Origin of the sequence: Bacillus sp. FJAT-44742, from assembly GCF_002797315.1 — a bacterium.
In the GTDB taxonomy this organism is placed as follows: Bacteria; Bacillota; Bacilli; order Bacillales; family Marinococcaceae; genus Thalassorhabdus; species Thalassorhabdus alkalitolerans.
In genome coordinates, this window is record NZ_KZ454936.1 from 304,333 (window position 1) to 316,851 (window position 12,519).

General features: G+C 39.3%; 16 protein-coding genes. All 16 read left to right on the forward strand.

Going from position 1 to position 12,519, the window contains the following annotated elements:
* Positions 1-8 precede the first annotated feature (8 nt).
* The 16 genes from CEF17_RS01435 (at position 9) to CEF17_RS01515 (ending at position 12,474) form a co-directional block, all read left to right on the forward strand.
* Positions 9-785: a sirohydrochlorin chelatase gene (locus CEF17_RS01435; protein WP_100397993.1), complete on the forward strand. Its 777-nt coding sequence runs from the start codon at positions 9-11 to the stop codon at positions 783-785.
* Positions 760-1,215: a precorrin-2 dehydrogenase/sirohydrochlorin ferrochelatase family protein gene (locus CEF17_RS01440; RefSeq protein WP_100397994.1), complete on the forward strand. Its 456-nt coding sequence runs from the start codon at positions 760-762 to the stop codon at positions 1,213-1,215. Before CEF17_RS01435 ends, CEF17_RS01440 begins: the two co-directional genes overlap by 26 nt.
* A gap of 167 nt (positions 1,216-1,382) precedes the next feature.
* Complete coding sequence (locus CEF17_RS01445; protein WP_100397995.1) at positions 1,383-3,071, forward strand: M20/M25/M40 family metallo-hydrolase; 1,689 nt, start codon at positions 1,383-1,385, stop codon at positions 3,069-3,071.
* Between the two features lie 97 nt (positions 3,072-3,168).
* A complete protein-coding gene (locus CEF17_RS01450) occupies positions 3,169-3,936 on the forward strand; it encodes a TspO/MBR family protein (protein ID WP_100397996.1) in 768 nt (255 codons plus the stop codon).
* A gap of 67 nt (positions 3,937-4,003) precedes the next feature.
* Positions 4,004-4,231 (forward strand): hypothetical protein, encoded by a 228-nt coding sequence (locus tag CEF17_RS01455; RefSeq protein WP_100397997.1) that lies wholly within the window; start codon positions 4,004-4,006, stop codon positions 4,229-4,231.
* A 161-nt stretch (positions 4,232-4,392) separates the two neighbouring features.
* The gene (locus CEF17_RS01460) at positions 4,393-5,697 is read left to right on the forward strand and encodes a Na+/H+ antiporter family protein (RefSeq protein ID WP_100397998.1); all 1,305 of its coding nucleotides are present in this window, start codon (positions 4,393-4,395) and stop codon (positions 5,695-5,697) included.
* A gap of 300 nt (positions 5,698-5,997) precedes the next feature.
* Complete coding sequence (locus tag CEF17_RS01465; protein WP_232725385.1) at positions 5,998-7,335, forward strand: lysine N(6)-hydroxylase/L-ornithine N(5)-oxygenase family protein; 1,338 nt, start codon at positions 5,998-6,000, stop codon at positions 7,333-7,335.
* Positions 7,336-7,450: 115 nt separating this feature from the next.
* Complete coding sequence (locus CEF17_RS01470; RefSeq protein WP_100398000.1) at positions 7,451-7,903, forward strand: hypothetical protein; 453 nt, start codon at positions 7,451-7,453, stop codon at positions 7,901-7,903.
* Positions 7,904-8,029: 126 nt separating this feature from the next.
* Positions 8,030-8,380 carry a hypothetical protein gene (locus CEF17_RS01475; RefSeq protein ID WP_100398001.1) on the forward strand — a complete coding sequence of 117 codons (351 nt, stop codon included), beginning with the start codon at positions 8,030-8,032 and terminating at the stop codon, positions 8,378-8,380.
* Between the two features lie 67 nt (positions 8,381-8,447).
* The gene (locus tag CEF17_RS20240) at positions 8,448-8,918 is read left to right on the forward strand and encodes a hypothetical protein (protein WP_100398002.1); all 471 of its coding nucleotides are present in this window, start codon (positions 8,448-8,450) and stop codon (positions 8,916-8,918) included.
* Between the two features lie 209 nt (positions 8,919-9,127).
* Positions 9,128-9,523 carry a hypothetical protein gene (locus CEF17_RS01490; protein ID WP_100398004.1) on the forward strand — a complete coding sequence of 132 codons (396 nt, stop codon included), beginning with the start codon at positions 9,128-9,130 and terminating at the stop codon, positions 9,521-9,523.
* A gap of 14 nt (positions 9,524-9,537) precedes the next feature.
* Positions 9,538-10,158 (forward strand): ribonuclease H, encoded by a 621-nt coding sequence (gene rnhA, locus CEF17_RS01495; RefSeq protein WP_100400745.1) that lies wholly within the window; start codon positions 9,538-9,540, stop codon positions 10,156-10,158.
* 150 nt (positions 10,159-10,308) lie between these two features.
* Positions 10,309-10,824, forward strand: coding sequence for a type 1 glutamine amidotransferase domain-containing protein (locus tag CEF17_RS01500; RefSeq protein WP_100398005.1), 516 nt, complete (start codon positions 10,309-10,311; stop codon positions 10,822-10,824).
* 147 nt (positions 10,825-10,971) lie between these two features.
* Complete coding sequence (msrA, locus tag CEF17_RS20935; protein ID WP_332835273.1) at positions 10,972-11,502, forward strand: peptide-methionine (S)-S-oxide reductase MsrA; 531 nt, start codon at positions 10,972-10,974, stop codon at positions 11,500-11,502.
* A complete protein-coding gene (gene msrB / locus CEF17_RS20940; RefSeq protein ID WP_100398007.1) occupies positions 11,492-11,920 on the forward strand; it encodes a peptide-methionine (R)-S-oxide reductase MsrB in 429 nt (142 codons plus the stop codon). The genes msrA and msrB overlap by 11 nt, the downstream gene beginning before the upstream one ends.
* Before the next feature lie 119 nt (positions 11,921-12,039).
* A complete protein-coding gene (locus CEF17_RS01515; protein ID WP_100398008.1) occupies positions 12,040-12,474 on the forward strand; it encodes a ferritin-like domain-containing protein in 435 nt (144 codons plus the stop codon).
* Positions 12,475-12,519: the final 45 nt, after the last annotated feature.

Here is a 12,519-nt window from a genome sequence, read left to right on the forward strand (position 1 = left end):
TGATAAATATGCAAGGCGTATTATATATCGGACATGGAAGCCGTGTTCAGGAAGGGAATAGGCAGTTTGAAAACTTTGTAAAAGACACCATGTCAATGATCGATATTCCAGTACAGGAAACGTGTTTCTTAGAACTGGCTGACCCTGGTATTGCTGAAGGTGTCCAGCGCTGTAAAGAGAAAGGTGTAACAAAGCTTCTTGTCATTCCGGTTCTTCTTTTGACTGCGGGCCACGCGAAGCAGGATATACCAGAGGAGCTAAGAAAAGCCTTAGTACCGTATCCTGAACTAGAGGTATCCTATGGCCGGCCATTTGGAATTGAAGAAAAGATTTTTAATGTATTAGAAGAACGGTTGCGAAGTGAAGGCTGGAAGCCGGGAGACGAGGCTGACGTGCTTCTTGTCGGACGGGGAAGCAGTGACCCGGAGGCTATCGAGGACTTTCATACCATCTGTCATAAATTCAAAGAATTTGCCGGACTTTCACGAGTAGAGGCATCATTTTTAGCAGCAGCTTCTCCTAGCTTTCCGGAAGGGTTAGAAGTCATGAAAAAGACGAAAGCAAAAACGGTCTATGTACTTCCTTATTTATTATTTACTGGCGTATTAATACAAGAAATGGAAGAGGAAATCTCCTCAATGGAAACCAATGTTCCATTTCGTCTTTGCTCCTTTTTGGGCTATGACCACGAACTGGCAGATATATTAAAGGAAAGGGTTCTTGAGTGTAAAAAAGCTCAAGAAGGGAAGCTGGAATCTCATGCGGTTATTGCCTCTTTCACTTGATATTTCACAGAAGACAATCGTAGTTGTGGGAGGGGGCCCCATAGCAGCAAGAAAGACAGAAAAAGTCCTGAATGCCGGAGGACTGGTTACTGTAGTAGCTCCACAGATTACTGCCCAATTAGAGCATTTATCAAATGAAGGAAAAATTAAGTGGGTTAATGATATTTGCAGGCCGTCATACTTGGTGGACGCATTCATGATTATTTCTGCTTCTGGATCAAAGGAAGCTCAAAGTATTATCCAGCGATCAGCACAGCCTGGGCAGCTGATCAATGGAGCAGATAATCCTGCTATTGGTAATGTGGCATTTACAGCAACCATTGAACATGAAGATTGTATGATCTCAATTTCTACGTTAGGAAAAGACCCGTCTTTAGCCAAGAGAATGAAACACAAGCTGCAAAAGATTCTTAATAAAGAGGAAAAATAATACCAAGAGGCTGTCTTCAAGGAACTATCCAGGAGACAGCCTTTGGCGTGTTATCCTTGTTTTGTACGTGGCCTGCAATTCTTATCACACTTTACATATCACAACATAATGTAAGTAACTGTAACAGAGGCTTTTAAATAGAAGGTAGAGAAAGGAACGGGGCGTTTATGGGAAATACCAAAGAGAATACTTGTAAAGATCCAAAGCAGCTTTTAGATTCCATTTCTAATAAGCCGCTTGGTGAAAGAATTGAACTGATAACAAGACGGTTAATGAGACTGCCTAGTGTGACCGATACGAAAGGGGAAAGGGAAATTGCTGATTTTCTGTTTGAATTTTTAAAAGAATTTCCTTACTTTAAAGAGAATTCCGATAAAGTATGGGAGCAGCCCCTAAGTAATGATAATTTAGGCAGAAAGAATATATTTGCTTTTGTCCAAGGTTCAGGTTCATCACCTAATACGGTGATCTTTCACGCCCATATCGACACAGTAGGTATTCATGACTTTGGATCTTTAAAAGAGTACGCTTATGACCCTGATCGATTGGAAGAATACTACTCTGCTCACTATGATCCAGAGGTAAGAGAGGCAGCCCAAAGCGGGAAATGGCTTTTTGGAAGAGGTTCAGTAGATATGAAAAGCGGGGCAGCGATACATCTTGTTAACCTTCTTTATTTTACTGAACACCTGGAAAAATTAAATGGTAACATTCTTTTGCTTTTGAATCCGGCTGAGGAAAATGATCATGCCGGTATCATTGAAGCATCCAAGGAGTTTTCACGTTTGAAAAGTGAGGGATTACATTTCTCGGTGGCAGTAAACAATGATTATACAACTTCACTGTATGAGGGAGATAGTCACCGGTATATATATACCGGGTCAGCCGGAAAGGTTTTGCCCTGTTTTTCAATTCATGGCAGAGAGGCCCATGTTGGAGAAATATTGAGAGGGATTGACCCAACGTTTATTTCCTCTGAAATTAATAGGCGAATAAGCTGTAACATGGATTTAACAGAACAAATTGAAGGGGAATTGGTTCTTCCTCCTACATGTTTATATCAAAGAGATAATAAAGACACTTATAATGTACAGACCCCCCCGTCAAGCCGGATGTACTTTAATTATTTTATGTATGAAACGACACCTAAAGATGTGATGAAACTATTGATAAGAGAAACAAGGGAAGCTTGCCGTGTGGTGAAGAAGCAGATGGAGAAGCAGCATCATGTATTTTTGTCCACAACCCAAATGCCTTTTTCGCAGCATCTCGAGTGGAAAGTTGATGTATTGTCTTTTGACGAGTACAAAGAGAACCTGGTTCAAAAAGGAATTTCAGTTGATGATATCGTGAAGAAGACAGTTGACACTTATAGTGATCTAGATAAGCGTGAGCTGTGTTTTAAAATTACGGAAATGCTGGTTGAGAAAGACCCGGATGACCGTGCAAAGGTAATTATTTTCTTTGCCCCCCCATTTCTTCCATGTAATTATTTGCAAGAAAACAGTGGCAAGATGATAAAGAAACAATTGCTGGAGATCGTAAGCGAAGAAGAGAACAAAAGTGGAGAAAGGTTTCTTGTTAAGAAGTTTTTCCCTTTCTTATCAGATAGCAGTTTTTTGTCATTTCCTGGTAACACAGAGGACGTAAATCACCTGAGAAGTAATTTTCCTGCTATGGATGAAATATTTCCCTTGCCTATTGATCACATTCGGTCGTTAAATATTCCTGCTATAAACATAGGGACCTATGGAAAAGATGCTCACAAAAGAACAGAGAGGGTTTACAAACCTTATACTTTCGAACAACTGCCCAGGATTATCAGGGATTTCACTATAAGGTCTCTCAGTTTATAAGGTTTGTAAACAAAATGTAAAGTTCCAAGGTAATATGTTTTTGTTTAATAGGGTAACAGTGAAGAAGGCAGGGCATTTTCAGTTAGGGGTGTAGATTATGTTTAAAAGACAACCTTCTTTAATAAAATGGGTGAATGTTATTGCCTTGTTTATCGTCGTAATTATGAACGCATTGGCAAACTCACTTCCGCTGAATAATCAGACAACCGGAGAAATTGCTGAAGCGCTGAACATTCTTTTCACCCCTGCAGGTTATGTCTTTTCTATCTGGAGTGTAATTTACATTCTGCTGGCGATTTGGGTCTTTAAGCAGTTTTTTTCAAAGCCTAAAGAAGAGGAAATATTCGAAAACATTGGGTACTGGTTTGTTTTAAGCTGCGTGTTTAATGTGGCCTGGCTTCTATTCTTTCATTATAATTTCTTTAACTTAACCATGGCTGCTATGGGCGGGCTGTTAATAAGCTTGATTATGATCTACACGAAAATAGGTTCTTTTACAAAAGAAAATGCTGTACACACGATACCATTTTCCCTCTACTTAGGCTGGATTTCTGTTGCAACCATTGTGAATGTTGGTATTTTATTTACTGTAAATGATGCGAACCAATTGCTGTTTTCAGATGTCTTTTGGACAAATACAGCTTTGGTTCTTGCTTTAGGGATTGCACTTGTTATGGTCCTAATAAAGCAAAATCCTGTGTATCCTTTGGTGTTTGTCTGGGCTTTTTTTGGAATAGGAATTGAAAGAATTGATGAATTTATTTCTATTACGTATACTGCCTGGTTCGCTGCCATGGTTCTGCTTATCCTTACAGTGGTGAATATTGTCCGGCATGGTTTCTTTAACAGAAAAACTTACGATTAATATTTCTGGCTACCGGGTAGTGAAAAACAAGGTAATTAATAGGAAACACCATTAGGAGGGAACGGAAATGGCTGTAACAAAAGAAGAAGTCCGTCAGCTTATAGATCATCTGTCACCTGATCAATTAGAAGAGGTATATACACTTATCCGTGAAATGAAAGAAGTAGAAGAGCAGGATGAAATGTCGATGAAGGAAGTTGACGGTTTAAGAGACCAGGAAGTATATTTTGAAAGCGAAAATAGCGTAAATGATGAAATAGCTGGAAAAGATCTGTCAAGAAGAGATCCGTTATAGACTGTAGTGCTACTGCCTTCCCTGCTGAAGGCAGTTTTATTTTTATACTTAGAAAATTATCAAACTATTAAAGCTTTTTAAATTGAATTGAAGTCCTTACAGGCAGCTTGTATACTTTACTTTGGTAGAGAGCTAAATAGATGAAGAGGAGTTTAGTATAAATGAATGCTGTAATTATCTCTGTTCTTGTGATGATAGTTTTGAGTCTATTGAAAGTAAATGTCGTTTTGGCCATCTTATTTGCTGGATTAACAGCCGGTCTGGTTGCCGGCTTAAATTTAAATGAAACTTTGGAGCTCCTCATCTCTGGCATGGGCGGCCAGGCAGAAACAGCACTTAGCTATATTCTGCTTGGGGTATTTGCCATGATGATTGCTTATTCTGGAATTACAGGGGTACTAGTTAAAAGGCTGATTAAAGTATTAAAAGGCAAAAGAGGCTTCTTGCTAATGACAATAGCGGGGATTGCTTGTTTGTCCCAAAATGCAGTGCCCGTGCATATTGCTTTTATTCCAATTTTAATTCCTCCTCTCCTTCAGTTATTTGACCGAATGAGGGTTGACAGAAGGGGAGTTGCAGCAGCATTGACCTTCGGGTTAAAAGCACCATATGTGATGCTTCCCCTTGGATACGGATTTATTTTCCATAACATCATTTCAACTGAAATGAGTGCTAATGGCATGGAGCTTGCGGTTGGGGAAATATGGAGAGCTATGCTTGCTCCGGGAATCGGCATGATTGTTGGATTGCTTATCGCTGTCTTTATTACTTATCGAAAGCCAAAGGACAGCAAGGTCACAAATCAAGAAAATCAAGAAAATGCTGTTATCCCCAACGAGGAAGCACAATTTAGGAGAAAGCATATCTTTACTTTGTTTGCCATTGTAATAGCGTTGGTCGTACAGTTGCTAACAGAATCCTTAATTTTTGGCGCGTTAACAGGAATAATAATCATGTTTATGCTGACAGTTATTCCATTCACCAAAGGTGATGAAATGGTAAATGACGGGATTAAAATGATGGGTATGATTGCTTTTGTTATGCTCATAGCTTCTGGCTTTTCAACCGTCCTGCAAGAAACAGGTGCAGTAGATGCTCTCGTTACCTCTGCTATAGCAACTGGCGGAGAAGCAAACCTTCTTACTGCTGCAATCATGCTGTTGGTAGGCCTGTTAATTACTATGGGGATTGGGACTTCTTTTGGTACGATACCTATTCTGGCTGCACTGTTTGTGCCATTTGCTTTAACGATTGGTTTTTCTCCTCTGGCGACTGCTGCCTTAATAGGAACAGCAGGAGCAATGGGGGATGCTGGTTCTCCTGCTTCAGACAGCACACTTGGACCAACTTCAGGTCTTAATGCTGACGGCGGCCATCATCATATATGGGACACTTGTGTCCCTACGTTCCTACATTACAACATACCTTTGTTTATTTTTGGTCTGCTTGCGGTAATGATATTTTAAAAGCTGGCTCTGTAAAAGAATAATGTTGAATACTATAAGTAATTTGATTGAGCTTCGTCTTTTAACGAAAATCATCTGTAACATAGCCTAAAATGATAACGAGACGTAAACGATACAAAAAAGCACTGTTTTTTTCATTAGGAAAACAGTGCTTTTTTGTATAAAATAATAACCGGTAACTAGTCTGGTTTGATGGATAAGCGGTTCGATGCAGCAAGCTTATTGAAACATCCGAAAACCTGTCTTATGAAGGGTTTTATAAGGGAATAAGTTTAGTTCATATTCTTTTGAAAAATAAAGATGAAATATATACAAGGCGGTGGCATAAGAATGGATGCTGGTAAGTTATATGACGTAATTGGAATAGGTATAGGTCCCTCTAATTTGGGTTTAGCAGCCCTTCTGGATCCAATAGAAGAAATAGACAGCTTGTTCTTTGAACAGAATACTTCCTTTGAGTGGCACCCTGGTATGCTCATAGACAAATCTGTGCTCAATTCAAGCTTTTTATCCGATCTTGTTACTTTTGCAGATCCAACAAATCCCTATTCATTTCTGAACTACTTACATAAGCATAATCGAATGTACCAATTCTTTTTTTATCAAAAATTTAACATTCCAAGAAAAGAGTATAACAGTTATGCAAAGTGGGTTGCTTCCCAACTCGGTGATTGTAAATTTGGGAGACAGGTCACAAATGTAGAAGATGGCACTGGTGACTGGTATGAAGTGACTGTTTTTAATATTGAAACAGGAGAAAATCACTCATACAGGGCCAGGCATGTGGTCATCGGTACAGGAAGCACTCCGATGATTCCTGAAGACATTAAAGATGAAATGAATGAAGATATTTGCCACACCAGCTCTTATCTTTATAATGAAAAAAATATTAAAAGAGGAAGCCATGTATCGGTGATAGGCTCTGGTCAAAGTGCGGCAGAGGTCTTTTATGATTTGCTTCAGGATCAAAAGCATTATGGTTATAAGCTTTCCTGGCTTACGAGATCACCCCAGTTTTTTCAAACCGAGGATGCGAAAGTAGGGAGAGAAATCTTTTCCCCTGATTTTGTTGATTATTTTCAGTCCTTAAGCTTTGATAGCAGGACAAGTGCTCTTCCCTATCTTGACCAGGCAAGAAAGCAAATAGAGCCTGGGGTGTTAGAGAACATTTATAATGAGCTGTATCATCGCTCCATTGAGCGAAAGGATCCTGACGTCCTTCTTCAGCCTATGACTGAGCTTAGAGGGATTCGCTCGCTTTCTGTAGGGACTTATGAGCTCACTATGCATCAATGGCAAAAAAACATGTCCTATTCCCACGTAACAAGCAAAGTGATTGTCGCAACAGGATATAAACCAAATGTGCCAAAATGGTTAAAAAAGTATAATGATAAAATTTACCGGGAAGATGAAAACACCATGGTGGTTGGAAAAGATTATGAACTTCTGTTTAAAAAAGAGCGGCCTAATCATTTGTTTACTCTTACTAATTTGGACCAATCCCACGGAACTGGAGCGACAAATCTCGCTTTATCAGTTTATAGAAATCAGCGCATCATAAATAAAATTGCAGGTTATGAAAGGTACGCTATTCAAGAAGATACTATTTTTCAGCAGTTTATGCCTGATGAAAAATAATATGTGTGAGTTTGGCAGAAATTTGTGAAAACATGTGAATTTTATTTTATTCGTTTTATTTCGTGTCATTGTGGAAAAACACTCCTTAGACAACGTTGTAAGGAGGAATATAACAATGAATAAAAAAGTATTATACTCAGCGCTTTCTGGAATGTTAGCAGTAGGGATGCTAGGAGCATGCGGCGACGACGATGGCGGTGACAATGGCGGAATGGAAGACGATCCAGGCATGGAAGATGATGGCGGAGTGGAAGACGACGGCATGGATGACGATGGCATGGACGATGACGACGATGATGATATGCTAGGCGACGATGACGATGACGACGATGATGATATGCTAGGCGACGATGATGACGACGATGATGATGATATGCTAGGCGACGATGATGACGACGATGATGATGATATGCTAGGCGACGATGATGACGACGATGATGATGATATGCTAGGCGACGATGACGATGACGATGACGACGATGATGATATGCTAGGCGACGATGATGACGATGACGACGATGATGTTCTAGGCGACGACGATGACGATGATGACGACGATGATGCTTAATAGAATGACAATTTAATTTTTAAATAAAGAGGGCTATCAATTGATCGCCCTCTTTTTATCCGAATAATGATTTTGAACTTATTTATTGTATTTTCATAAACTTGAAACTCCTCAGGAGGGGACATGATGAATAAAAAATTATTATATTCAGCATTGTCTGGTATGGTAACGATAGGTGTTTTAGGAGCATGCGGTGAAGATGGAGGAGAAGAGGCTGACAACGGTATAGATGATGATCCAGGGATGGAAGAGGACGAAGGTACCCTGGAGGAAAATGGTATGGATGAAAATGGAGATTTGGAAGATGAAGAAGGGTTAGATGGGGATGGAATGCAAGAAACTGACGATCATGGGATGCAAGAAGACGAAGGTGAAGGAGACGCCTTGGACGAGGACGCAGAACATGACGGTGATGATGCGGGGTTAGGCGAAGAAGATGAAGATGAGGAACCTGAAATTTTAGATGATGATGAATAAAGGGTTCAAAGAAAGAATCATTGTTTACGAGATTTAAAAAATAGATTATTAAAAGGAGGAATATATTATGAATAAGAAAGTTTTATATTCTGCTTTATCTGGTGCGTTAGCAGTAAGTATGCTGGGAGCATGTGGTGAAGATGATGGAGATGACAATGGCGGAATGGAAGATGATCCAGGAGTAGAAGATAACGGAGAAGCAGACGAAAATGGTTTGGATGACGGTGGTCTAGATGATGACGACGATGCTGATCTAGACGAGGATGACGACGCTGAGCTAGACGATGAAGAAGATGAAGATGATGACCTTCTAGATGGTGATGAAGAGGACGAAGAAGATGATGAAGACTTTCTAGATGGTGAAGAAGGCGACGACGGCTTTGATGTTGACCAGGAAGATGAGGGTACAGAAGAAGGCTTAGATGAAGATGAAGATGGTTTTGATGTTGATCAAGATGGTGAAGGCACAGAAGAAGGCTTAGATGAAGATGAAGAAGACGAAGAGGACGAAGAGGACGAAGAGGACGAGGAAGAATAATATTTGAATAGTAGTATGAGAGCTCTCAATTTCTGAGAGCTCTTTTTCGTTGAAAATAATATGGAAAATAGAAAATATGTATTAACAAGAAACAAAGGTATGCTTTTTAGTAAAGAAGAATTATATATAATAAGAGTACACTAACTTTTTTAATGGCAGGTGGCTTCTTCTATTATTAGAGCAACGAAAATAAGGTGGTGGTTAGGATCATGGGAAACTTGCTTTTTCTAATTTTACTGCCATTTTCAGGAGCTTTGATTACAATGATTATTGCTTTAAAAATGAAATGGATGCTAGAGAGAGAGGTAAATAATAAACAGCCTGTTTTTGCTTTTCACTTGTTTAATGTTATATTTACCCTTATGACATTTGGAACGATTTCTCTTTCTATAAGCGGTGTGGTCAGGGGAGGGATCAGTGAAAATGGCTGGGGAACTGCTTTTCTCTATGCATACGTGTTCCCACTCCCATTTCTTATTATTACGTACATGCTGATAGCTCCAATGTTTGAAAAATATATGCTACCTTATATCGAAAGTGAAGATAGTAACATTGTTTACCTGAAGAAAAGACTCTATAAAGGTAACAGGATAGACAAGGGATGAAAGGAGTTTTACCAGTGACAAAGAAAAAATATTATGTAGTTTGGGAAGGACGGAAGCCAGGGATTTATGAGTCTTGGGCTGATTGCCAAAAACAAGTACAAGGGTTTTCGGGTGCCAGATTTAAGTCCTATCCTTCAAAGGGAGAAGCACAAAAAGCATTTGGAGAAGAAAAAAGCAGTACCGGTAATAGAGCTGTAATCTTGGAAAAGGGGAAAACCTCCCATCCCTATATAGAAGATAGTATATCAGTAGATGTCGGGTCCCATGGGAACCCTGGTTTAGTAGAATACAAAGGGGTACATACAAAAACTGGTAAGGTAGTTTTCTTTCATGAAGGAATTGAGAAAGGAACAAACAACATGGGGGAATTCTTAGCTATTGTTCATGCCCTTGCTTTTTTAAAGGATAAAGAAAGCAATATCCCTGTTTATTCTGATTCTCAAACGGCCATGAAGTGGGTGAAAGAAAAAAAAGTAAAATCCACTTTAAAAAGAGATAAGGAAACGGAAGAAATGTGGTCCCTGGTTGAAAGAGCAGAATTATGGTTGAAACAAAATACGTATACAAACCCTATTTTAAAATGGAACACAAAAGAATGGGGCGAGATTAAAGCAGATTATGGAAGGAAATCTTAAGACGGATAGGTAAGAAAAATGCTGCAAGCGTCTCATCAGACAGTTTGATATAAGGCAGTGGATCATTCGAAAGAAGGTTTAAAAATGATAACTCAAAGGGTACACATACGATGTAATATACTTACATTTCTTTAAAGGAGTGTTTCTCTTATGAGTAAGAAAGTTGCTGTCCTAATGACAAGTATGTTTGAAGACGTGGAGTACACTGACCCTAAAAAGGAGTTTGAAAAAGAAGGTCACGAACTCACAGTTATAGAAAAGGAAAAAGGAAAAACCCTTGAAGGAAAGCAGGGAGAGGCAAAAGTAACCGTTGATGCAGCTGTTGATGAAGTAAGCCCTTCTGATTTCGATGCTTTGTTTATCCCAGGAGGATTTTCACCAGATTTACTTCGTGCTGACGAACAGTTTGTTACGTTTTCAAAACACTTTATCGATGAAAACAAACCGGTTTTTGCTATATGCCATGGGCCTCAGTTATTGATAACCGCTAAAGCACTAGAAGGCCGCAATGTGACAGGTTTTAAATCTATCCAGGTAGACCTTGAATACGCCAAAGCGAAAGTTCATGATGAAGAGGTAGTTGTTTGCCATAACCTTGTAACAAGCCGGGAACCAGATGACCTTCCGGCGTTTAATAGAGAATCCTTAAAGCAGCTTCAATCGTAGTTTACAACGAAAAAAGTGCTCCCGATTTCGGGAGCCTTTTCTATATCTTCACTTAACAATAAGCAAAATCAATGAAAAAAGTTATTATTCATGGTACATATTATATAAAGATACTTTATGAGAATCGAAGAAAAAGGAGAGAATAGAATGGCACTAGCAACTTTTGCGGGAGGATGCTTTTGGTGTATGGTCGGACCATTTGCAGAAAAAGAAGGCGTAATCACTGTGACATCTGGCTATACAGGCGGTGAAACAGAAAATCCTAGCTATGAAGAGGTGTGCTCCAATACAACAGGCCACGTAGAAGCCGTTCAAATAGAGTACGACTCTGAAATAATCTCCTATAAAGAACTACTGGATATTTTTTGGAGGCAAATTGATCCCACTGATCCGGGAGGACAGTTTAATGACCGGGGGGAGTCTTATCAAACTGCAATCTTTGTGCATAATGATTACCAGCTTGAAGTAGCAAAAGAATCAAGGAGGGACCTGAACGCTCACGGACCGTTTAACGCTCCTATTGTCACAAAGATTCTACGGGCAAAGCCATTCTATAAAGCTGAAGAGCATCATCAGGACTATCATGAAAAGAATCGTTTTCACTATCTTTTATATAAAAAAGGATCAGGAAGAGAAGGTTTTATTAAAGCACACTGGGGGGACGGAAATGAAAAATAAAGAAGAGTTAAAGAAAAAGCTCACTCCTATACAATTTGAAGTGACACAAAACAATGGAACAGAGCGGCCATTTGAAAATGAATATTGGGACCATAAAGAAGAGGGTTTATATGTTGACATTGTTTCAGGAACGCCGCTTTTTAGCTCTCATGATAAATTCGATTCTAATTGTGGCTGGCCTAGTTTTACAAAACCTCTAAATGAGGAACAGATAGTAGAAAAAGCGGATTTTAGTTTTGGTATGAGAAGAGTGGAGGTAAGAAGCAAAGACGCCGATTCTCATTTGGGTCACGTTTTTACTGACGGTCCAAAGCCGACAGGGCTTCGTTATTGTATTAATTCTGCGGCAATTAATTTTATTCCAAAGGATCAATTGGAAGAGCATGGCTATGAAGAATATAAGAATCTGTTTAATTGATGGAGAAAAGGGAAAAGTTTAAGTGGAGCAGAAGAATGGGTAAAATAATGATGACACTACAACAAGATCCCTAACAGAAATAGCTAAAAATCATGTTGATCGTTTAAGGAGGAGATTATATGGATCCGAAGCTACAAGAATTAATTGACGGTTTGAATGAGGATTTGGCTAACGAGTATGCAGCTTCTATTATGTACTCTAACTATGCAGCAGTGGTTTCAGGTTTATACCGCCAAGTGTTGAAGCCGTTTTTTGAAAGTGAAATATCAGATGAACAAGGTCATGCTCTTTATCTGGCAGAAAAAATCAAAACTCTAGGCGGTACTCCAACTACGAGAGCTGCAGAGGTAAAACAAACAAGTGACGTTTATGAAATGCTCCAAAATGCACGCCAGTCTGAGATTGATACGATTGAAAGATATAAGAAAAGAGTTAAGCTGGCAGAAGAGCTTGGTTTTGTGGAACTTCAAATTAAACTGGAAGATTTAATTGCTGATGAAACAGGACACATGGAAGAATTGGATCGGCTGTTAGACGATCCTCGGCTTCAATAACAGTAGCAAAACCACAAAAAGCTCCCTGTCAATGTGACAGGGAGC

Bases quoted from the DNA above. Each gene is read 5' to 3' on its own strand.
- CEF17_RS01435 (WP_100397993.1), top strand. From the start codon at position 9: ATGCAAGGCGTATTATATATCGGACATGGAAGCCGTGTTCAGGAAGGG.
- CEF17_RS01440 (WP_100397994.1), top strand. From the start codon at position 760: ATGCGGTTATTGCCTCTTTCACTTGATATTTCACAGAAGACAATCGTA.
- CEF17_RS01445 (WP_100397995.1), top strand. From the start codon at position 1,383: ATGGGAAATACCAAAGAGAATACTTGTAAAGATCCAAAGCAGCTTTTA.
- CEF17_RS01450 (WP_100397996.1), top strand. From the start codon at position 3,169: ATGTTTAAAAGACAACCTTCTTTAATAAAATGGGTGAATGTTATTGCC.
- CEF17_RS01455 (WP_100397997.1), top strand. From the start codon at position 4,004: ATGGCTGTAACAAAAGAAGAAGTCCGTCAGCTTATAGATCATCTGTCA.
- CEF17_RS01460 (WP_100397998.1), top strand. From the start codon at position 4,393: ATGAATGCTGTAATTATCTCTGTTCTTGTGATGATAGTTTTGAGTCTA.
- CEF17_RS01465 (WP_232725385.1), top strand. From the start codon at position 5,998: ATGAAATATATACAAGGCGGTGGCATAAGAATGGATGCTGGTAAGTTA.
- CEF17_RS01470 (WP_100398000.1), top strand. From the start codon at position 7,451: ATGAATAAAAAAGTATTATACTCAGCGCTTTCTGGAATGTTAGCAGTA.
- CEF17_RS01475 (WP_100398001.1), top strand. From the start codon at position 8,030: ATGAATAAAAAATTATTATATTCAGCATTGTCTGGTATGGTAACGATA.
- CEF17_RS20240 (WP_100398002.1), top strand. From the start codon at position 8,448: ATGAATAAGAAAGTTTTATATTCTGCTTTATCTGGTGCGTTAGCAGTA.
- CEF17_RS01490 (WP_100398004.1), top strand. From the start codon at position 9,128: ATGGGAAACTTGCTTTTTCTAATTTTACTGCCATTTTCAGGAGCTTTG.
- CEF17_RS01500 (WP_100398005.1), top strand. From the start codon at position 10,309: ATGAGTAAGAAAGTTGCTGTCCTAATGACAAGTATGTTTGAAGACGTG.
- msrA (WP_332835273.1), top strand. From the start codon at position 10,972: ATGGCACTAGCAACTTTTGCGGGAGGATGCTTTTGGTGTATGGTCGGA.
- msrB (WP_100398007.1), top strand. From the start codon at position 11,492: ATGAAAAATAAAGAAGAGTTAAAGAAAAAGCTCACTCCTATACAATTT.
- CEF17_RS01515 (WP_100398008.1), top strand. From the start codon at position 12,040: ATGGATCCGAAGCTACAAGAATTAATTGACGGTTTGAATGAGGATTTG.